Source organism: Blautia sp. MSJ-36 (genome assembly GCF_018917985.1).
Lineage (GTDB): Bacteria > Bacillota > Clostridia > Lachnospirales > Lachnospiraceae > Blautia_A.
The window spans coordinates 1-19,049 of sequence record NZ_JAHLPQ010000040.1 but is presented as its reverse complement, the minus strand read 5'-3'; the positions used below and the strand labels follow the sequence as shown (position 1 = coordinate 19,049).

Annotated in this window: 23 protein-coding genes and 1 pseudogene; 1 reads left to right on the top strand and 23 read right to left on the bottom strand. The window is 39.6% G+C overall.

Annotated features, from left to right (window positions below; genetic code table 11):
* Positions 1-162: 162 nt before the first annotated feature.
* The 20 genes and pseudogenes from KQI39_RS16355 to KQI39_RS16265 form a co-directional block, all read right to left on the bottom strand.
* The gene (locus KQI39_RS16355; RefSeq protein ID WP_117739482.1) at positions 163-351 is read right to left on the bottom strand and encodes a hypothetical protein; all 189 of its coding nucleotides are present in this window, start codon (positions 349-351) and stop codon (positions 163-165) included.
* A 10-nt stretch (positions 352-361) separates the two neighbouring features.
* The gene (locus KQI39_RS16350; protein ID WP_117739481.1) at positions 362-745 is read right to left on the bottom strand and encodes a TnpV protein; all 384 of its coding nucleotides are present in this window, start codon (positions 743-745) and stop codon (positions 362-364) included.
* Positions 742-2,616, bottom strand: coding sequence for a recombinase family protein (locus tag KQI39_RS16345; RefSeq protein WP_117739480.1), 1,875 nt, complete (start codon positions 2,614-2,616; stop codon positions 742-744). Before KQI39_RS16345 ends, KQI39_RS16350 begins: the two co-directional genes overlap by 4 nt.
* A gap of 451 nt (positions 2,617-3,067) precedes the next feature.
* Positions 3,068-4,132: pseudogene (locus KQI39_RS16340) on the bottom strand (type IV secretory system conjugative DNA transfer family protein); the annotation flags it as partial.
* Between the two features lie 119 nt (positions 4,133-4,251).
* Complete coding sequence (locus KQI39_RS16335) at positions 4,252-4,734, bottom strand: PcfB family protein (RefSeq protein ID WP_117457903.1); 483 nt, start codon at positions 4,732-4,734, stop codon at positions 4,252-4,254.
* Between the two features lie 124 nt (positions 4,735-4,858).
* Positions 4,859-5,665 (bottom strand): hypothetical protein, encoded by an 807-nt coding sequence (locus KQI39_RS16330; RefSeq protein ID WP_216419617.1) that lies wholly within the window; start codon positions 5,663-5,665, stop codon positions 4,859-4,861.
* Positions 5,662-5,967, bottom strand: a complete 306-nt coding sequence (locus KQI39_RS16325; RefSeq protein WP_227222461.1) for a helix-turn-helix domain-containing protein — start codon at positions 5,965-5,967, stop codon at positions 5,662-5,664. Before KQI39_RS16325 ends, KQI39_RS16330 begins: the two co-directional genes overlap by 4 nt.
* Positions 5,945-6,139: a hypothetical protein gene (locus tag KQI39_RS16320; RefSeq protein ID WP_005426607.1), complete on the bottom strand. Its 195-nt coding sequence runs from the start codon at positions 6,137-6,139 to the stop codon at positions 5,945-5,947. The genes KQI39_RS16325 and KQI39_RS16320 overlap by 23 nt, the downstream gene beginning before the upstream one ends.
* A 59-nt stretch (positions 6,140-6,198) precedes the next feature.
* Entirely contained in the window at positions 6,199-6,486 is a 288-nt protein-coding gene (locus tag KQI39_RS16315) for a DUF6809 family protein (protein WP_015541255.1), read from the bottom strand.
* Entirely contained in the window at positions 6,452-6,838 is a 387-nt protein-coding gene (locus tag KQI39_RS16310) for a DUF6050 family protein (RefSeq protein ID WP_005426609.1), read from the bottom strand. The genes KQI39_RS16315 and KQI39_RS16310 overlap by 35 nt, the downstream gene beginning before the upstream one ends.
* Positions 6,835-7,902, bottom strand: a complete 1,068-nt coding sequence (locus tag KQI39_RS16305) for a DUF6017 domain-containing protein (protein WP_118013212.1) — start codon at positions 7,900-7,902, stop codon at positions 6,835-6,837. Before KQI39_RS16305 ends, KQI39_RS16310 begins: the two co-directional genes overlap by 4 nt.
* 22 nt (positions 7,903-7,924) lie before the next feature.
* Positions 7,925-8,812, bottom strand: coding sequence for a ParB/RepB/Spo0J family partition protein (locus KQI39_RS16300; RefSeq protein ID WP_216419615.1), 888 nt, complete (start codon positions 8,810-8,812; stop codon positions 7,925-7,927).
* The gene (locus KQI39_RS16295; protein WP_005426615.1) at positions 8,805-9,581 is read right to left on the bottom strand and encodes a ParA family protein; all 777 of its coding nucleotides are present in this window, start codon (positions 9,579-9,581) and stop codon (positions 8,805-8,807) included. The genes KQI39_RS16300 and KQI39_RS16295 overlap by 8 nt, the downstream gene beginning before the upstream one ends.
* A gap of 23 nt (positions 9,582-9,604) precedes the next feature.
* Positions 9,605-9,781 carry a hypothetical protein gene (locus KQI39_RS16290; protein WP_005426617.1) on the bottom strand — a complete coding sequence of 59 codons (177 nt, stop codon included), beginning with the start codon at positions 9,779-9,781 and terminating at the stop codon, positions 9,605-9,607.
* The gene (locus tag KQI39_RS16285; RefSeq protein ID WP_055066383.1) at positions 9,781-10,239 is read right to left on the bottom strand and encodes a DUF6075 family protein; all 459 of its coding nucleotides are present in this window, start codon (positions 10,237-10,239) and stop codon (positions 9,781-9,783) included. Before KQI39_RS16285 ends, KQI39_RS16290 begins: the two co-directional genes overlap by 1 nt.
* A gap of 269 nt (positions 10,240-10,508) precedes the next feature.
* On the bottom strand, positions 10,509-10,829 hold the full coding sequence (locus KQI39_RS16280; RefSeq protein WP_148446569.1) for a nucleotide pyrophosphohydrolase: 321 nt from the start codon (positions 10,827-10,829) through the stop codon (positions 10,509-10,511).
* Positions 10,826-11,173 carry a DNA/RNA helicase domain-containing protein gene (locus KQI39_RS17490; protein ID WP_334300801.1) on the bottom strand — a complete coding sequence of 116 codons (348 nt, stop codon included), beginning with the start codon at positions 11,171-11,173 and terminating at the stop codon, positions 10,826-10,828. Before KQI39_RS17490 ends, KQI39_RS16280 begins: the two co-directional genes overlap by 4 nt.
* Positions 11,174-11,193: 20 nt before the next feature.
* Positions 11,194-12,414: a DUF2075 domain-containing protein gene (locus tag KQI39_RS16275; RefSeq protein ID WP_253293226.1), complete on the bottom strand. Its 1,221-nt coding sequence runs from the start codon at positions 12,412-12,414 to the stop codon at positions 11,194-11,196.
* Between the two features lie 39 nt (positions 12,415-12,453).
* Positions 12,454-13,248 (bottom strand): hypothetical protein, encoded by a 795-nt coding sequence (locus KQI39_RS16270; RefSeq protein WP_216419613.1) that lies wholly within the window; start codon positions 13,246-13,248, stop codon positions 12,454-12,456.
* A gap of 42 nt (positions 13,249-13,290) precedes the next feature.
* A complete protein-coding gene (locus tag KQI39_RS16265; protein ID WP_216419611.1) occupies positions 13,291-14,208 on the bottom strand; it encodes a helix-turn-helix domain-containing protein in 918 nt (305 codons plus the stop codon).
* 178 nt (positions 14,209-14,386) lie between these two features.
* On the opposite strand from KQI39_RS16265, the gene KQI39_RS16260 reads away from it, so the two are divergent.
* Entirely contained in the window at positions 14,387-15,772 is a 1,386-nt protein-coding gene (locus KQI39_RS16260; RefSeq protein ID WP_216419609.1) for an MATE family efflux transporter, read from the top strand.
* Between the two features lie 12 nt (positions 15,773-15,784).
* Here the strand turns inward: KQI39_RS16260 and KQI39_RS16255 are convergent, their stop codons facing one another.
* From KQI39_RS16255 to KQI39_RS16245, 3 genes are all read right to left on the bottom strand, one after another.
* The gene (locus KQI39_RS16255) at positions 15,785-17,527 is read right to left on the bottom strand and encodes a lysozyme inhibitor LprI family protein (protein ID WP_216419608.1); all 1,743 of its coding nucleotides are present in this window, start codon (positions 17,525-17,527) and stop codon (positions 15,785-15,787) included.
* Positions 17,528-17,605: 78 nt separating this feature from the next.
* Positions 17,606-17,827, bottom strand: coding sequence for a helix-turn-helix domain-containing protein (locus KQI39_RS16250; RefSeq protein WP_148446583.1), 222 nt, complete (start codon positions 17,825-17,827; stop codon positions 17,606-17,608).
* Positions 17,828-17,829: 2 nt separating this feature from the next.
* Positions 17,830-18,912 (bottom strand): AIPR family protein, encoded by a 1,083-nt coding sequence (locus KQI39_RS16245; protein WP_330654094.1) that lies wholly within the window; start codon positions 18,910-18,912, stop codon positions 17,830-17,832.
* Between the last annotated feature and the right edge of the window lie 137 nt (positions 18,913-19,049).

The following is a 19,049-nucleotide window of genomic DNA, read 5'->3' as shown; positions in this document are numbered from 1 at the left end:
TGCGAGAGACACCTTCTTTCGTAAATGTTGCAAATGTTTGTTTTGGCACTTTCATTATACAACACATGGAATCGAGGTGTCTTTCTTTTATGCAAAATCACGAACTTGCTCATTTATAGATTCTTAAAATAAATCGGATGGCTTTCATCCTGTTTCTCCTTCCTATCCGGCATTTTTATCCAGATAATTCTGATACTTTTCAAGTACGGAATCCGTCACACCGTTTTTGTAGATTTTCCGAATATCTGTGATCTCTTCATCCTTTAAAAGTTTCAGCCATTCCAGAAGGTCTTTCCGGCTGTTGGCGAAATTACAGCAACGACCATCTGCGTATTCAATTCGGTATCTCATAAGCATCCCCCTATACATAGACCAGTTGTGTCAGGATTACTTCATCCACTCTGTTGCGGATGTTATTTACCCTGCGAAGCCATTCCATCTGGTCTTTTCCCTTTAATTCCTCTGTGACACCCTCTGCTTCCATCATCTGATCCATCATGCTGTCCCTGCGTTCCACGCAGATTTCATTCAGGTCAGCCAGATACGTCCAAAGCTTTCCTGTCAGCATAAGCTGGGAATACAAAGCCTGCCGGTAGTCTTTCAGAAAATTCCTGCGTAGGCTTCCATAGAAACCAATATCTCTGGTTTCTTCCGCCACACGAATCAACGGGATATAATAATCTCCCACAAGGATATAATCCAGTCCGTTCTTTTCATCATGTATCATCGGTTTCAATTCTTTCATGTATTTACCACCCCTTTCTTTGGTTCTGCAGCCGGAAGCATCGACACTGGAACAAACACACCTTTCGTAATATCTTCCTGCCGGATTGCTTCCTTCTTCGCCTCGATCTCGGCTTTTCTTTTTTCTTTTACTTTGTCTTCGTATTCTTTCTGTTTTCCATTTGCCTTCCGCCTCAGATAATTCTGGTGCAGCCTGTCCTTCCTGGCTTCCCGCTTTCGTAATTCTTCTTCCTCTTCCGGTGTCAGCTGGACTTCTCCAAAATGCGGTGGAAGATACCTTCCCACAAAATTAAAATAAATCTCAATCTCCTGTGTGGTCTGCTGGCTTCCTTTCCTGTCCCTCTCATGCACCAGAATCTTTTCCACGAACTCATTCAGCATATATGTGGTCAGTTCATCAAAATTCTGATATTTGTCCACCAGTGCAATAAATCTTTCCGCAGACCGTCTGCCATTTTCATATCCGGCTACCTCTGCTTCCAATTCTGAAATTTCCGCTGTCAGTTCTTTCTGTTCTTTGGAATACTGCCCATCAAGGACTGCGTAACGTTCGTCCGGCAGCTTACCGAGGATATTATCCTCATATATTCGGCAGATCAGTTTTTCCAGTTCCTGCAGACGCTTTTTCGCTTCTGCTATCCTGTTTTTCAGCCTCACGATTTCACTGGACTGCTGGGAATTCTGTGTTGTCTTCACTGTCTCAATGAACTCTTCCCGGTTCAGATGGGAATATTCTGCGATAGCTTTCAGCAGGTCTTTTATCAGCTCCATCACAATATCCGCATTAATCCTGTGCTGTGTCGGGCAGAGTGTTCCAACCGGAACCTTGCTATATGCAGAACAGGTATATTGTGGGATTCTTTTCCCATTATTTACCCGGTGCACATACATTTTTGCCCCGCAATCGGCACAATACATCAGCCCTGTCAGTGGATGTGCTTCTCCCCATCCGTCCGGGTATCTGCGGACATTCTTCCGGATTCTCTGGACATTATCAAAGGTTTCCTGATCAATGATCGCTTCCTGCGTGTCCTCAAATACTGTCCAGTTATCTTCTGACACATAATGGCTCTTTTTGTCCTTAAAATGCTTTCTGGTCTTGAAATTAACAGTGTGACCAAGATATTCCCTCTTTCTCAGGATCCCTGCCACCGTCGACGAACCCCACGCATAGGGGTCTTTGATCTCGTCCACTCTTCCCTGCCATAATCCTGCCCCATGCCTTGCCATGTGTACTGCCGGGATCTCCACCTGATCTTCTTTCAGCTTCTTTGCGATCTGGTAAGGACCATATCCGTCCATTGTCATCTGAAAAATCCTGCGAACAACCTGTGCAGCCTCTTCATCCACGATCCAGTGTTCCTTATTTTCCGGGTCTTTCAGATATCCGTATGGTGTGGTGCTTGCAACGTGCTTCCCGGAATTGCCTTTTGCCTTAAAGGTAGACCGGATCTTTTTGCTCGTGTCTTTCGCATACCACTCATTCATAATGTTTCGGAAAGGAAGAAAATCATCATCCCCATTCAGACTGTCATGACCATCATTGATAGCGATCAGCCTAACCTGCTTCTGGCGCAGCATTTCCTGAATCTGACCGACCATCAGATAATCACGTCCCAACCGGCTCATATCCTTTATGATCACCGTCCCGATCTGCCCGGCTTTGATGGCATCCATCATGCTGACAAATCCCGGGCGGTCAAATCTTGTGCCGGATATGCCATCATCCGTAAAATGGATATATGGGGTAAGTCCATGGGATTCGGCATATTCTGAAAGCATCTGCTTCTGGTTCGATATACTGTTGCTCTCGCCCATAAGGTCATCATCATGGCTGAGACGTTCATACAATGCGGTAAGTTTCTCCTGCATCCGTTTTCCTCCTTCCTTTCATTTTTCATTGCCTGTTTTCATTCCATATCCGTTCCTGTACCGGGTTCCGATGTTTCCGGGACGTATTTGCCAGAAACGACACGCTGAATGCACATTCAAATCTGGTATCACTATGGGCAGGCTGCTCCGTTGTCAAGGTTCGTGTAAGGATCTTCAAAAAAGTTCCTCTCACTTAACCCATCTTTCGGACGCTGTTTTACAAGGTAGTAACGTAACTTTTTTAAATTTCTCTGGATTTTGTGTCGGTTTGAAAAACTCCTTACACTATATCCAGACTGGCGAGGCAAAATGTTGCCATCCTTTGAGAATGTTTTTAAAAAAGTACAATTTTGTATTTTGGCAAAAAATAAGCCTCAAGAGACTTTTTAATCATTTTGGAGCTCCAATTTCTTAAAAAATGATGATTAAGAAGTCTCTTCAAGCTTATAACACCGGCAGCCAGCTTGTATTTTTTGTACTGCCTTACTGCAAAATGGTTCGGGTCTTTCTGCGCCAGTTCATCAAACATCAGATCTACTGGATTCTTGAAATTCTCATCATCTTCCCTGGCTTCTGACACATTGATCATTTCCAACAGAGTATTAAAATTCTTTTCTTCTTCCCTGCCTTCATACCAGATATAACCAATCAGGGCACAATAATAGAGTTTTTCCGCCTTTACCCAAAAATCCTCACCTGATTGCTGCCCTTCACCTTTGGTATTAGCAATAATGGTTGTTACCAGTTTTAGAATATCTTTTTCACTGCGGATATATACAAATGGATTATAGTGCATGGATTTTTTGAAGTTAATTGTATTCAAAACTTTGATTTTATACGGTTCATATATAACTTTTCCCTCTTTGTCCCGCACGATTTTTCCATTCTCATCCGTCATCGGACTGCCTTTTGCCAGCATACTGCCAACTTCCAGAAGCACAGTTCCCTTCGGATCAGTAATCACATAAGAGCTGTGCATCTGCATAATGTTAGGCTTTACAAAAAATCTGGTTTTTCCAGAACCGGAACCGCCAATTACCAGAATGTTTTTATTCCTGGCGTATTTCGGATTCTTTGGTCTGCTTGACATAGTAAGACTCTCTGTTTCTGTGAGAATAATATTATTTTCAAATTCAGGATCAGCATATGGTCGTATATCTTTTTCTGTTCCCCATCTGGCAGAACCATACTCCACACCCAGCCGATATTTCCTGGCATTTTTCGTGCGGTAAATAATAATAAGCTTTACAGCCACGCCGCCTGCGATTCCACACAACAAATCTATATGATTCAAACTTGGCCAGAGATTCTGAAATGCCAGTTCAAAATAAGTAATGGTATTCATAAATTTATCCCAGGAAGTTGCTCCGGTGTTTACCCGATACAACCAGGCAATCTTATTGAAAAAATAGGCAAACATCAGATAGGGGAAATTAGCTAAAAACAGCTTTTTCTGATCTGCCCTCTTCAATTCACTTACCTTGTCCGTAATCAGATTTTTCACATCTGCAAGCATTTTTCCTGGGATACTCTCTGTGGAAAAAACAGCTTTTCCAGATATTTTTCTCTTTTTCGGAGAGCCTCTGATATGCTGAACTTTTCCTCTTTTCTTCTTATGCTGCTGTTTTTTCTCCGTCATAAACTCTGCCCTCTGTCTTTCTGCTGTTCTCTTGCTCGTTCTCTGTTCTTTCCTTTAGACACAGCATCCTTAAAGTGCATAAGTTTTTTCATAATAGATGGCTTATCCTTTTTGTTCATCTGTACACCCAAATATTTCTTAAATGCCAGATTCATCATTTCTGTATCCTGCCCTTTAAAGAACACATAGTAGGTCGGTGGCTTGGTCGAACTGTCTTTTTTCAAGGCAAAATCTAAACGGTATTTTTTCGCCACCCGCTCAAAGGACTTGATATTTCCATCTGTGATTTCAATATTGGATAAACCAGAACCCTGGCTTTTCAGTTCTTTGTATGACTGTTTTCCAACCTTATAAGGATTCTTTCCTTTTTGTTTCTGTCCTGACAGATACTTCCGCAGCATATTTTTTAACACGTCGGCAGTCACTCTTGCAGTTTTAACCGACAATGCGATTGTTTTCTGAGTAACTTCTTCCTGCAATTTGCACGCCTCCTTTCGATTCTGATCAGCAAATTACGGTGGTACTAACAGATGGGGGAGATATATTTTCATTGGAATTTGACTCCTTTCCACTTCCCGACAAATTGTCGAGAAGTCATGGGTTTTAATTTTTCACTGTCTGCTTCAATAAATAAATTGTGCTGAACTGCACATATAACTTTTCTTCTTCCCAATCCATCTGATCCATCAGCAGGCATTGGAATAATACATCTACATCCTGCAATTTATAAATCCTGTTGCACGTTTCTGACAAACCTTTTAATTCCGGAATCTCTTGCATCGCATTTCGTCTGTGCATAAGACATTGCAAGTATAATGCTTCAAGATGTTTCTGGCTGAAAATAAGTGCTGTCGTATCCTGTTCATTGACTGTACATTTACGTTTTTCTAACTCTTCTTGGGAAATGTCCAGAAAACACCGGATATTTTCGACATATACATCACCATCAAATGTTGGATGCTTTTTCTTAATCCATCGTTTTGCCGCTACCTCCATATTCTTTCTGTCTCGATCAGATCTGGCACTACGGAAATTCAGCCTTTTGCCCATTTCTGCATAGATATTACTTTTCACCTGCCGCTCTGCCAAAGCTGCGTATTCTTCATTGCGAAAAAAATAATCTAAAAGTTGGTTCATCTTAGCCTGACTATCTACCAAATGATAACATTCCTCGGAAAACCCCAAACCCGCAAATGCAACTGGCGCACTTCCTTTTTTGATTTCTTTTTCAATCACTCTCAAAATGTCTCTCTTTGATTCCATTTCTTGCTTTCCTTTCTCTTTTTCAATTTTCTGATTCTGTTCACAGATCATCAATAAGTTTTCATCTGCTCTTTTCGCTGTCAGTGTTAATGAATAACAACCCAAAACCAGAAACAGTGATATCAATGCACTTCCTACACCAATCATAAAAACTTTTCCCCCTCCAATACATGAAGCAATCCGTCCCACTTAAAAAACGGACTGATTTTTTTCAGCATAGCAATCAAGTCCGCTTCATTTTCTATTTCAATATCCAAAAATTCTATTACACTAATTTCAAGTCCATCCGCAATTTTCTTTAATTGTTCTACTTTCGGCTTTCGTATGCCTATTTCATACTTCCGAATTGTATTCACATTAATTCCTGTTCGTTCTGCAAGCAGCTCCTGCGATAGCCCTCTCTGTTTCCGAAAATAACGAATCTTTTCATTTATCTCCATGTCTTTCATCTGTTGAACTTCTCGACAATTTGTCGGGAAGTTGTTCCCTTTCCCAGTTTTCTTTTCCTTCATATCCATACATAGATATTTCCTCATCCAATAGCCTTGCAACCATAAAGCAACAAGACAGCAAAAACAAAAGCACTATTCCTGCCATAATAATAATTATCAAATCAATCACATCTCATCCTCCTATGTAAGCGGTACAGAAAAAGCAGCCTTGACAGACTGATTTTTCAATCACCATATTCTATTTTTGTTCTCATGTAAAAAGGCTTCCGAAATTGTGCGAATCCCAAACGCTAATCCATCTATGTAAGCGTCTCTCTGTTCTGTTTGTTTAAGATTTAAAGTATATTCCTTGTAATCCTCAAACATTGCCTGCAGATCCGGACTCATTAGACTTATCATTTCCTTTTCTAATGTTTCACACAGTTCCTTTGTCTCTTCATAACTTTTACTTTGTGTCTCACATTGATTCATTGGATAAATGCTATAATACAATTTTTCCAGTTGCTTTTCGCTCATTTTTGATCACCATTTCTTTCAGTCTTTTTATGATCCATATAATTCCAGAAATGCCGTTTTTTAGCAAAATGCCTGCTACAGCTAATAATCTCCAGGCAAGAACCCCTATTCCAATCAAACTTCCTACCATCAGTTTAAGTACCACCAAACCAAGCATTTCCCCTGTCCCCACATTTCTTGGAACGACCAACAAAAACATTTTCTGGATTCCGAAAGGTATTCCCACAAAAAGCAATAATTTTCTCCAGTCTAATATTTCACCATTCATGCACATAGGGTGAACAATTAAGCAGATAATCATAGCTATTGCACCAGGAATTATCAATTTTGTTATAATTTCTTTTCCTCTCATATGCCACCTCCGTACATATCATGATTTACTTTTGCCTGGTAATAATTGCCTATTGTCGTTATTGAATTCATAAGACAGGTAAGCAAGTACGCTTTTATGTTCTTTACTTCCCTGGTATTCTCATGCAGACAGTCAAGTACATACTCTATGTGGCTTTCTTCCAGCAACAATAATCTGCTTTTTACGAACTGATATGGGTATTTCACTCCACTGATTGTAATATTCTCCCGTTCTATGCTGATTGTTTCCACAATTAGTGCCACAATTTCATCCAACTGTTGCTGTTCCCCTAATCTGCATCGTTGTACAAGACAGTCATATTCAATATTTCTTTTTACAAGTGCAGTATTCATCTGGAATAGCTTCATCTCTTCCATCAAATCCATTGACTGCTGTTCGGAAGAATCTGAAAGATTGATAAGATCAGTATTACTTCTGTCAGTATTACTAATATCAGTATAATTATAATTAGTATTATTAGGGTCGGTTTTTCCGACTTCTGTACTTCGGTTTTTCCGAACTCCAGACTTCGATTTTTCCGACTTCCAGACTTCGGTTTTTCCGAACTCTTGACTTCGACTTTCCAGAACTCCAGACTTCGGTTTTTCCGAACTCTTGACTTCGGCTTTTCCGACTTCTTGACTTCGGTTATCATTCTCTGCCGAATCTAATACTTTTTCTTTTCTATATACAAAGCTCTTTACATAAATAATTGTTGGTTTTCCCAATCCTCTCTTTACTCTTTCAATCAAACCAATTCCTTTATCAGTATCTAATTCTGCAAGAATTTTCACACCTTTGTCTTTTCCGCAGTTCATATATTCCATCACTTGTTCCAATGTAAATATGATATAAACTTTCCCCTCATTGTCCACCCAATTATTTCTGATAGACAAAGCCATTCTGTCCAGCATCAGCCCATAAAGAACCTTTGCATCGCTGGACAGATTACGGAAATATTCATCTGTGAATAATACTTTGGGAATACGGTAAAAAGCAAACTGTTCCGATTCATAATCGTGAAAATAACCAAACTCTATTTTTGTGCTTTCGGATTTTGCCATTTTGCTTTCTCTCCTTCCCTCGTTATTGGCTTTTCTTCCAGTTATCAAGCAGTTCATAGATAACCTGTTCAATCTGTTCTCTGTTATATTCCTTTGGGAAATACTTTCGTATTTTCTTTTCAGTTAAAGTAACTTTTCCTGTCTCTGTTTTCTTTTCATTCAGAATAAGCTGTACCGCTAATTCTGTCAGTTTACCTTCACCGCTGTATTGCTTCAGTTTTGTTGCCATTGAACCTGTAACAGAGCTTGCTCCAGACACTATGCCGTCTTTCACCCAAATCTGCTCCGTTTCTGATAAATAGGTTAATGAAACACCTACTGTAAAATTAATCTTTCCTTCATCCAACAATTTCAGCAATTCCGGAATAAGACAGGTCAAGCGTATGTAACGCTGAACGGTTCTTCCACTGTCACCGGCAGCCTGTCCAACCAGATCTGCACTGTCAACAGAAGCTGCGTTTTCGTCTTTTATGCCCTGATGTTTTACTGCATCCATCTTCATCTTATAAGCATATGCCTTTTCGCTTGGAAGCAAACTTTCTCTCTGTATATTAGAATCCACCATAACGATTACGGCTTCATCATCGGTATAGTTCCGTATGAGTACTGGCATTTTACTTTTTCCAGCCAGTTCGCAACCACGTTTTCTCCTGTGACCAGCAATCAGTTCATATCCTCCCTCTGCGCGAGGACGTACCAATGCAGGATTTAAGATGCCATAATTCTTGATACTTTCTACTGTTTCAGCCATTTTTTCATCATCATTTACATGAAATGGATGATTTCTAAAAGAATGTAACTCATTTAATGGCACTTCAACAATCTGATTAAGAGTATTCTGTTCGGCTTCATTGATTCCAAGCAATTCATCATAAGAAGTAAGCTGAATTTCTTTCTTAGGTTTACGCATGATTCAACACCTCCTGGACAAGTGCTTGATAACTGTACGCACCTTTTCCTTTTGCATCGTAAGAAAAAATACTGACACCTTCTGATGCAGTTTCGGCAAGAGCTTCTGTTCTTGGAATCGTCTGATCAAAAATTATAATCTCTGCTCCATAAGCATCTCGTACTGCCTGCTTATTTCTCTTTGAATTATTATAATGACTGCTGTCCATTGTAAACAGAATCCCTTCAATCTGTAAATCAGGATTAAATCTCTGATGAATGCCTTTCACAACTTTCAGTAATTCCATGAGGCCATCTGCCGCATAGTATTGAGGCTGCACCGGAATCAAAACGCTATCAGCTGCACTTAACGCATTAATTGTCATCATTCCCAACGAGGGCATACAATCAATCAGGATATAGTCATAATCATTTTCCAAAAGTTCCAGATATTCTTTTAAGACTTTTTCTCTGTCCTCTACCGTAAATAATGACATGTCCATTCCCGAAAGAAGTTTATTAGATGGAATTACATCTATTCCTTCCTCATGGTGTAAAATTGCTTCCCTGGGATCAAATTCTAATCCCATAATGATATTTTCCATCATTGTTTTCAATGTTACCCTTAAGTTCTTTGGAAAACCAAGTCCCATTGTCAAATGTCCCTGTGGATCAGCATCTATCAGCATTACACGTTTTCCAACCTTAGACAGTCCTACTCCAAGATTAATAGTTGTTGTAGTCTTTGCTACTCCACCTTTTTGATTTGCGATTGCGATTATTTTGCACATGATATAATTCTCCTGTATTTCTACTATTTTTTATTTACATTACTTTTTTCAATTTCAGCATAAGCTCTATAATATTTGCTCGTCCCTTTATTGGAATAAAGTTCCGATAATTCCATAACTTCAATTTTAGGATGACGCTGCAGGATTTTCTGAAACCATGCAATATCATTTTTTGTTCCCATCAGTCTCACTTTCAGCATTAATCTATTCCTCCAAGCATGGCATGTAACTTTTGATTGTACACTACATATTCCGGATAACGGATCTGTATTGCCTGCCAAAAATATGGTGCATATGCACAGCAGAAGATATCCTCTACTGTATACTGTCTGCACTCGTTTACCTGTTCCTCTGCATCTTCATAATCCCAAACGCTTGGCGTGCTGTTACAGTACAGATTAAATGCCATCCTTACCACTTTTAAGCTACCGCTTGTCTGCCATCCTTCATGTAAACATTTCGTTTTAACAGACCCCGTTTTAAAATTATAAATTCTGTCAGCATTTTTTCTGGTATCTCCATTAATACCCAGACAATAACACAATGCCTTATGGTACACATCCTGATACCGTACTTCTTGTAATTTTTCATAGTAGAATTTTTCATGTGCATCACTGATAAAAATAATGTTTTCTGCTCCTAACGCTGTACTTTTCATTTTGAACCTCCTTGAAATAAAAAAGGACCTTACCAATTGTTCTACCAATTAATAAGGTCATACTATATGTTACTTTTCTAAATTCGTGCTAGGGATTCCTCTCTTTAGTAAAAACTTAGTAAAACATCCCTACTGGTTCAAAAATATACTGTAAAATCAAGGTTTTTCAGAATTTTGCTAAGGTAGTGCCGTGGCAGCAAAAGGCTACTTTTATCATAATTCCTATATTCCTCCATAAATTTCAAGTTTCAAAAAACTGATTAACATTTTTATAGCTGGTTATATTTACTAGATTTACCTTTTGCCTTATCTACAGGATATTTCTTTTCATTCTGTGTCATTTTCATATTAATGATCTCATCTGCGTCAAGTCCCAGTTTATCTAATAAATTCTGACTATAAACCATTACATCAGCAAGTTCTTCTTTCACATGTTGCAAATCATATTCTTCATCTGACCACTGAAAGCATTCCAGCAATTCTGCTGCCTCAATGACAATTGATTTTGCTAGATTTGCCGGTGAATGAAACTGATCCCAATCACGGTCTTCTGTAAATTTTCTTATTCTTTCTATTGTTTCCTGTTTCATAAATCCTCCACTTCTATGTACGGTCTTAAATATTCTCTTAAATTTTCATCGCATACATAAAGATATGTTCCTTTGATTCCACGGGTCATCAAAACATAATATATATTCGTTATGTATTCTAAAAGTTCTTCGTATCCAGCTGTTCTCTTTCCGTTTTGGTCAAAATAATACTCTGGCCGTACTATAATTTTTTCTGTTACTTTATCATAACCGATATCTTTACCAAGAATCACATATGCATAGTTCAAATCATATCCCTGAATCGAATGAATACACCCTACTTCGTTGATTGCCTCCTTCGTATGAACCCAGCCTTCCGTACAGTGATTCCATTTTTTCTTTATCCCCTGGATCTCTATATCTTTTACTCATGTTTCTTCTTACTTATCCATGGCCATGCGTACCCGGCAAGCATTCGGGATAATCCAGTTTCTGCTTCTTTTTCATACATATCTTTTTCAAATTTGCTGAAATCGGAATATAGCTTAAAACTGTATTTGTCCGAAGTATACTTATGGGAACACTTTCCGGAAAGAATATCTTTGACAAAATCAATATAATCATTTCCACCTTTTACTCTCATCTGCGTCATCAGAGTAAAATAGACAATTGATCTTTCTTGAAATGATTCTCCCATTTTTTTATTGAATCTCTCAAAATTAATACCGGATGGTCCCACCACCTGCATACGGTCATAAAACAATACTGCACATTTCGATTGCTTCAAAACCCAGTCCAGTTCATCTGCATCTGTTGTAAAGCCAAGCCTTTCACAATTTTGTTTAAACGATCCCATATAAGAAATATTTCTGTACTGATGTAATCTGTGTGCTTCATCTACAAGTAAAATATCATATTTGTTTTTCGCAACATCTGATGGAGAAAGGATTTGTGACGGCGAGAGTCCGTAAACACTCTTAAATATCTGTTTCATTGTTTTTCTTAATGATGTCTGCGGAACAACAAATCCTATTTTCTTTCCGGCATATGCTTCACTGTCTGCAAGATACTTCATAAGATATACTGCAACAATAGTTTTCCCACTTCCTGGCATTCCATTTACTACAACACGGTGAACCAAACCTTCTTTAATTTTTATAAGAATTTCTTCCACCGCTTTTCTCTGACTGTCGTTTAATTCTTTATAAGGTGAATATTTAAATAAATCCGAATTTTCAATTTCTTCAAGAGAATGCTTTACCAGTTTTTGTTTCTGTAATTTTCTCCAGAGAGCTTCAAACTTTTTATCATACTCTTTTTTCTGATAATATTGTTTATCCGCTATTCCAAAATTCTTATTTGTAACCTGAAACAGTTCATCTGCAACAATATACTGAATCAATTTTGACTCATAATCAAACGTTACCGACTGATTAAACAATCTTGAGTATATAAAATGAACTTTCTCAAAAATACGTTTTTCTTCAGCTATTGCATGTTGTATCATTCGAGTTTTTACATGGGTTGACTCCCCAATATATGCCTGTTTTCCATTTTCAAGAATATAAAGCATTGGCCAATTGTCCAGATATTCTTCATCACTGTATTGACCTTTCTTAAAATTACCTTCTATAATCTTAAACATATTTCAATCACATTCTTTTGTTTTTGTATATTTCTTTTATCATTCCACTTCAAATCCAAATTCCACCCATCCATTTCCCCATTCTCCATGGATCAGGTAGATCATGTCTTTCTGTACATCTTTTATCGTATAGTTTCCATCTTTTTCTTCTACTTCCGCTTCTGCTCCTGCGCCTGGATCGCTTTCTCCGGAAAGTTCTGCGGGAAACGCGGTTGCAGTTACTTTTTCCGGCTTTGTATCGAAATACAGTTCCATATCTGTAGTTCCATCCACATTCATAACCGGAAGATCTGTCCACTGAGTAACTGCCACACTGTCCGCAGTTTCATTCTGTTCAACTCCATCTTTGTCCGCATAGCTCCAGCTGTATCCACCTTGCATGGCAGAAGCACTGACTTCACCGTAAGATGCACGATAACTGATATTCAGATAGGGCAGTTCCCCGGGATCTTTTTCCGGCCAGAACTCATCCAGGATTTCCTGATACTGGTCGGCATCGGATGCTTTTCCTTCTTTGACAACTTTGATCTTTGTCACGCCTGGATACTGGCCAGGATAGGATTCCAGCATGATCCCGTCGCCGTAGATTGCTACGATATCACCCCGGTTCAGATCATCCTCGGAGATTTTTTTCCCGGTTTTATCCTGGATATTTTCAGGCATTGTCACAGTAAAAACATTTCCGGTTCCCTCTCCTACCATCAGGTGACCGTCTTCTCCCGCCGGGATATACATAGCCTCTATGGGTTTCGCTGATGAAAATCCCTGACATCCCACAAGCATAGTTCCCGCCGCGATCACAACCGCTGTTAAAAAACATTTCCATTTTTTCATAATTACGCACTCCTCTTTGTAGCTGATCTTTATCGCTGTTACTTACCATCCTTTAAATACTGAAACCTGATATGCCCCAATGTTTTCCGGATCTTCCAGCGCCTTTTTTCTCCAGGAATTGGGAGAAAGTCCGGTGATCTTTTTGAAATTCCTCATAAAAGTGGACAAAACCGTGTATCCGACCTGCTCGGATACGCTCTCCACCGAACAGTTTCCTTTCATCAGAAGTTCGCAGGCTTTATTGATCCGCACCAGATTCAGATATTCAAGGGGCGTTGCATTCGTATATTCCAGAAAGATCCGCCTCATATGCGTTTCACTTAACTCACAACTTTTGGCAAGATCCTTCGCCATGATATTTTCCATATAGTGCAGTTCCATATAGTTGATCAGTTTCCGGATATAATCCATTGTATCCGAAAGGGGTTTTTCTTCAGTTTCTTTCTGATCCAGCCGGTCAAAAAACAGCAGCAAATTCAGCCCGAAAGTCAATATTGCATACTTATAGTTTGACCTTTTGCACTGTTCTTCCTCTATGATCATCTGCATCAGTTCTACTGCTCTTTTATTACTTTTTTGATCCAGCACAAAAACTTTCTGTTCCAGATCCTTTTTTAATTTTGTGTACTTCTCCAGCGCATCTGCAAAACATTTTTTCAAAATAGTATCGGAATCAACAAACAGATATTCCCACTTTTGCTTTTCATCTGCCTTTTCAGGATCCGGACATGTCCTGTGCGGAACGTTACGGGGAATAAATGTAATCGTCCCTGCATCATAAGTAAGCTCTCTCTCCGCAAGCTGCACTGTTCCCTTTCCATAATGGCAGTAACCAATCTCCAGATAGTTATGAAAATGCATATTGTCCATCCCGTAAACGGTTTCCCATTTTTCCCCGGTAAGCACCAGAACAGGCATATCCTGTGAGATTTCATAATAACGATATTCTGCTTTCTGCATCTATTGTCTCCATATTCTGTAAAAATTCTCTTATGTTTCCTTTTATTTTATTAGAATCCCTGCAGAATAGCAATAATATTTTGAACAGATGATCCCCTGCTCTTGAATCCCGTATATTTTCATGCTAATATATCCAATTAGACGAAAAAACTATAGAAACACAAAAACTGGAGGAAGTATGAATCAAAAAAGTACATCTGCTCCCATAGCAGAAAACAAAATGGGCACCATGCCCGTAGGGAAACTTGTACTGAACATGTCTCTGCCAATGATGATTTCCATGTTGGTACAGGCATTGTACAACATTGTAGACAGCGTCTTCGTTGCCATGCTCTCCGAAAACGCTCTGACTGCGGTTTCCATGGCATTTCCGCTGCAGACCCTTCTGATTGCAGTAGGCGCCGGCACCGGTGTCGGTATGAACGCACTGCTTTCCAAATCCCTCGGCGAAAAAAATTTTGAAAAAGCCAACCGTACAGCCAGCAACGCTGCTTTCCTGTATGGCTTAAGTTACCTGATTTTCCTGGTTCTTGGAGCTACGGTTGTAAAACCATTTTACGCCAGCCAGGTGCATAACGCAGATCCTGAAATTCTTAAATTCGGAGTTGAATATCTCAGCACAGTTATGATGTTCTCCTTTGGTCTGCTTGGGCAGTTTTTCTTTGAGCGTCTGCTCACATCCACAGGAAAAACAATCTTCAGCATGACTTCCCAGCTGTGCGGTGCCATCACCAACATCATCCTGGACCCGATCCTGATCTTTGGTCTTCTTGGCGCTCCGAAAATGGGTGTTACCGGAGCTGCTGTGGCTACTGTAATCGGACAGTGTGTAGCCTGCATCGTTGCCGGAACCTGCAACCATAAATTTAATCATGAAGTACGGCTCAACTTCAAAGGATTCCGTCCTGATCTTAAGATCATCGGCCATATTTACGCAGTAGGCATTCCATCCATCATCATGCAGTCTATCAGTTCCATCATGACCTACTGCATGAATCTGATTCTGGTACAGTTCACAGTTACTGCAACTGCAGTATTTGGTGTTTACTTCAAATTACAGAGCTTTTTCTTCATGCCTGTATTTGGACTTAATAACGGTATTACACCGATCATCGCCTACAATTATGGTGCACGCCACAGAAAGCGTATGCTTAAAACTGTCAAAGTCAGCATGTTCATTGCATTCTGTTTTACATTTATCGGTTTCCTTGCCTTTGAATTCATTCCGAAAACACTGCTGGGACTGTTCAGTGCTTCCAGCGATATGCTTGTCATCGGTATCCCTGCCCTTCGGATCATCGGCATCCACTATCTGATCGCGTGGTTCTGTATCATTGCAGGAACTGTATTCCAGGCCCTTGGAAAAGCTATATTCAGTATGATCGTATCCATTATGCGTCAGTTGTTCGTTCTGATACCGGCGGCCTATATTTTATCTTCGATTGGCGGACTTCATGCAGTATGGTGGGCCTTTCCCATTGCAGAAATTATTTCACTGATCGTATCTGTGGCCTTCCTGCTCGTTATAAACAAAACTATTATCCAGAAAATTCCGGAAGAGTAATCCAAAATTTTCTCAAATCTTCAAAAAATGCTCAGACCGTCGTGATCTGAGCATTTTTATTTTCTTTTGTGACAGTCTGTCAAGCAGTTCATAAACTCTTTCTTTGGTAATTTCTGCTACTTTTATCAATGTTTCTTCTGCTGATGGGTTTTCTGCGGAATTTATAATGTTTTCCTTGCCTGTAATCCAGTCCAGTTCTTCCTGTGTCAATGCATCCATATCTTCAGAAGAGAGTGCTTCCTGTAAATATGACCAGATCTCGTTCAGACAATTATCCCAGATTTCATACTGTTCACTGCCTGTTACAGCAGAATCTGCTTTCTGTTCTGCTGTTTTTACGCTTTCTTCCGCCTGTTGTCTGTATGAGGAAGTCTCTGGCTGCGTTGTTTCAGCAACAGTCTGAGAGCCAATTTCGCTCAATGACACATAAGGGATATTCATATGTGAATATTTTTCCATAATATTCTGTCCTTCTTCCTCGGAAATTGGTGTGGAATAATCAGTACAATCTTCTGTTGTTGTATAAAACCATGGATTTTCCGGATGATCAAAGCCATCCAGAAAAACATTTTCTTTTATCTGTAACTGTCCGGAAACAAAATCATAATATTTAAAACTGGAACTCATTGCTCCTCCTGAAGCTTCATTTGCAATGGTATGATCCTCACATAAATAATATCTGTCACGTTCTCCACTGGAAATGACAAGCGACCTCTGTCCATTAACCATTGTATACAAATCAAAGAACATGGATGTATCTGCATCCGCATTAACAGATCCTATCATCAATTCCTCAATACCGTCACCATCAATATCCATAGTACAATATCCCAGGTCACTGCTGCTCATTTCATATCCGGCCAGATAACACAGATTTCTGTCACTGTAATCCGACATTGACCAGTTTGCATTTACTCCATTATAATACTGCCGGATTATTTCATCATACTCCGGATAACTGGTAATCGGGCTGTCCTGTGAGAGAGCGCTGTTTTCCGATGATCCCGGTGATAACACTTCCTGCAGAAATTCCAGAACCTGCTGTTTATCCATATGGGGAATTTCATCCTCTGCTTCTCTTTTTGTTTCTGCCACAGCCTCTGTCTCCATACAGCTGTTTTTCAAATTTTCCGTTTCATCACTATATTCCTGCATAGTCAGCTGGCGCTGGCCGCCATCTGTATACGCAGTATACGTGACCGTATCCTCCAATTGGCTGCCCTGCATTTCATACAGTATGGCAGCATTGTTCCAGTCCACATCATATAGACTCTCCCTGAGATGACAGTCTTCTTCTCCTTCTGCATTTCCTTCATAAATTACAAGTCCTGTCTTACCAGTCTGAGGATCTGTATATCTGCCTACTTCACTTCCCCAGCCATTAAACACACAGCGCACTTCTCCTTTGGAAACATCAAGAATTCCCGCAATATTATTTGCTGCCGCAGCTGGTCCCGTTACCCACACTTCTACACGGTTATCTCCGTCAAAATCTGCTACTTTAACTTTTTCCGCAAATATATCAGAGGAACTGATATCTCCGAAGATTCCATCTCTGCCATCAAGATAATCACTTAATTCATGGCTTTCCACATACTGGCAGTACAGTTCCATATCATTTTCAAAATATGGATCTGTATCCGCATTATAAATTTCATTTACCTCAGCTGCATAAACATTACTGCCCGGAAACACCGCAACACCTGCACAAAAAAAAGTTACCAGAACTGCCAACTTTAATCTTTTCTTTTTCATAGTATTCCCCTTCTTCTGTTTTTTATTTCACATTCCTCTTCCACTGCTTAATACTCTACGCATTTGAAACAAGAATGCTTATTTGTCTTCAAAATCAATCAACTCTCTTATATCCGTTACTTCCAGAGCCTCTGCAATTTTGGAAAGATGCTCAAAATTAATAACTGTACGGGTGCCTCGCACAATGTCACTGATTGTGGATTCCCGGATCCCGGACATTTCCGCCAGTTTTTTCTGGCTGAGTTTTCTGCTTTCCAGCGCTTCTTTCACTTTTAGTTTTACGACAAATTTTTTTTCCATAATTAGTTCATCTCCTGCTGAAGTAATACTGTCATATATGCAAGATTCCAGATATTTGAATCCTTACCTACTGCATTTGGATTATCACCGATTGCAGATGCAAAATTCATAATCTGATTTGTCAGATTCTTTTTGCATTTATCCCATACAGTAATTGGATTTACTCCATTTTTCCATTCGTATTTACCTGTCTGTTCATTCAGTATAACCAGAGACCGGAAAGCTGCAACTGTCGGATAAATCAGACCATCCGGAATTTTGTAATAAATCTCATGAAGGCCAAATTTCGAACTGCCAATTACCTTTCCGTCTTTATATCCGGAATATTTTTTACGTCCGTATCTTCCACCGGTTTCATTAAATGCAGTCGCAAATTCCATCTCAATAGCATCATATAAATCAAAAATATCCGGCATAATATTTACATATCTGCGGTAAGCTTCCGGATCTTCCAGATAAAGTTCCAGCATCTTGGCCTTGGAAGAATACGCCCTAATCGGATGTGTCATTGAATTAAACTTATCAATATTAAACATGTTGATAATTGAGACAATCTCACGTGCATCGATCATTTTCAGTCTTTTATTATTTTCTTCATCAAAAGCCTGCTGATTCTGTTTGAACGCAATCCGACTGAAAAATGACATTCCCTCAAGCCCCTCTTTAATCGGATCAAATTTCTGCTGAAGCTCGGCCATGGATTTTTCATCTACCTGAACCGATGTATTACGTGCTTCTGCCAGCTTTTCAATAATATCTTCCACACCTGTCATCACTTCAAACTGAACATACTGGTCAAGACCGGCATCTCGATGTTCACATACAATTTTATAAGTATGTCCACCATCAATATTACCATGAAGCATACTGTCTGCAAAGTCAATTTTTACTTTTTTTGTCTGATTATTGTATGTACAGCTCTTTGCCGAGAGGACAATTCCCCGGTTTTTCAGATGGAAATAACCGTCATTACTTTCCAGGGATTCCTGAATTGCCTGTGCGACCCCGGATGTAAGTTTCTGGTCACGGGGATTGGTCGCCATTGGAATCCCATCCGGCACATCACAGATCTTTACATAAAACACATATTTTTTCGCCAGACTAAGTCATGAACCACCAGTTCAACTGGTGGTTTGATTCTGCCCCTATAAGGGGCTTATGCCTGCAACGCCTGAAAGGCGGATGCCTCAAGCATATATACCGGCTGGCCTCTAAAAGAGGC

What these genes read in the sequence shown, in the direction of transcription:
- KQI39_RS16295 (WP_005426615.1), bottom strand. Translation starts at nt 9,581, where the DNA reads ATGTGCAAAATAATCGCAATCGCAAATCAAAAAGGTGGAGTAGCAAAG.
- KQI39_RS16285 (WP_055066383.1), bottom strand. Translation starts at nt 10,239, where the DNA reads ATGAAAAGTACAGCGTTAGGAGCAGAAAACATTATTTTTATCAGTGAT.
- KQI39_RS16330 (WP_216419617.1), bottom strand. Translation starts at nt 5,665, where the DNA reads ATGATTGGTGTAGGAAGTGCATTGATATCACTGTTTCTGGTTTTGGGT.
- KQI39_RS16325 (WP_227222461.1), bottom strand. Translation starts at nt 5,967, where the DNA reads ATGAAAGACATGGAGATAAATGAAAAGATTCGTTATTTTCGGAAACAG.
- KQI39_RS16305 (WP_118013212.1), bottom strand. Translation starts at nt 7,902, where the DNA reads ATGGCAAAATCCGAAAGCACAAAAATAGAGTTTGGTTATTTTCACGAT.
- KQI39_RS16350 (WP_117739481.1), bottom strand. Translation starts at nt 745, where the DNA reads ATGAAAGAATTGAAACCGATGATACATGATGAAAAGAACGGACTGGAT.
- KQI39_RS16265 (WP_216419611.1), bottom strand. Translation starts at nt 14,208, where the DNA reads ATGCAGAAAGCAGAATATCGTTATTATGAAATCTCACAGGATATGCCT.
- KQI39_RS16290 (WP_005426617.1), bottom strand. Translation starts at nt 9,781, where the DNA reads ATGCTGAAAGTGAGACTGATGGGAACAAAAAATGATATTGCATGGTTT.
- KQI39_RS16250 (WP_148446583.1), bottom strand. Translation starts at nt 17,827, where the DNA reads ATGGAAAAAAAATTTGTCGTAAAACTAAAAGTGAAAGAAGCGCTGGAA.
- KQI39_RS16310 (WP_005426609.1), bottom strand. Translation starts at nt 6,838, where the DNA reads ATGAGAGGAAAAGAAATTATAACAAAATTGATAATTCCTGGTGCAATA.
- KQI39_RS16345 (WP_117739480.1), bottom strand. Translation starts at nt 2,616, where the DNA reads ATGCAGGAGAAACTTACCGCATTGTATGAACGTCTCAGCCATGATGAT.
- KQI39_RS16280 (WP_148446569.1), bottom strand. Translation starts at nt 10,829, where the DNA reads ATGAAACAGGAAACAATAGAAAGAATAAGAAAATTTACAGAAGACCGT.
- KQI39_RS16315 (WP_015541255.1), bottom strand. Translation starts at nt 6,486, where the DNA reads ATGAGCGAAAAGCAACTGGAAAAATTGTATTATAGCATTTATCCAATG.
- KQI39_RS16255 (WP_216419608.1), bottom strand. Translation starts at nt 17,527, where the DNA reads ATGAAAAAGAAAAGATTAAAGTTGGCAGTTCTGGTAACTTTTTTTTGT.
- KQI39_RS16300 (WP_216419615.1), bottom strand. Translation starts at nt 8,812, where the DNA reads ATGCGTAAACCTAAGAAAGAAATTCAGCTTACTTCTTATGATGAATTG.
- KQI39_RS16275 (WP_253293226.1), bottom strand. Translation starts at nt 12,414, where the DNA reads ATGTTTAAGATTATAGAAGGTAATTTTAAGAAAGGTCAATACAGTGAT.
- KQI39_RS16270 (WP_216419613.1), bottom strand. Translation starts at nt 13,248, where the DNA reads ATGAAAAAATGGAAATGTTTTTTAACAGCGGTTGTGATCGCGGCGGGA.
- KQI39_RS16260 (WP_216419609.1), top strand. Translation starts at nt 14,387, where the DNA reads ATGAATCAAAAAAGTACATCTGCTCCCATAGCAGAAAACAAAATGGGC.
- KQI39_RS16355 (WP_117739482.1), bottom strand. Translation starts at nt 351, where the DNA reads ATGAGATACCGAATTGAATACGCAGATGGTCGTTGCTGTAATTTCGCC.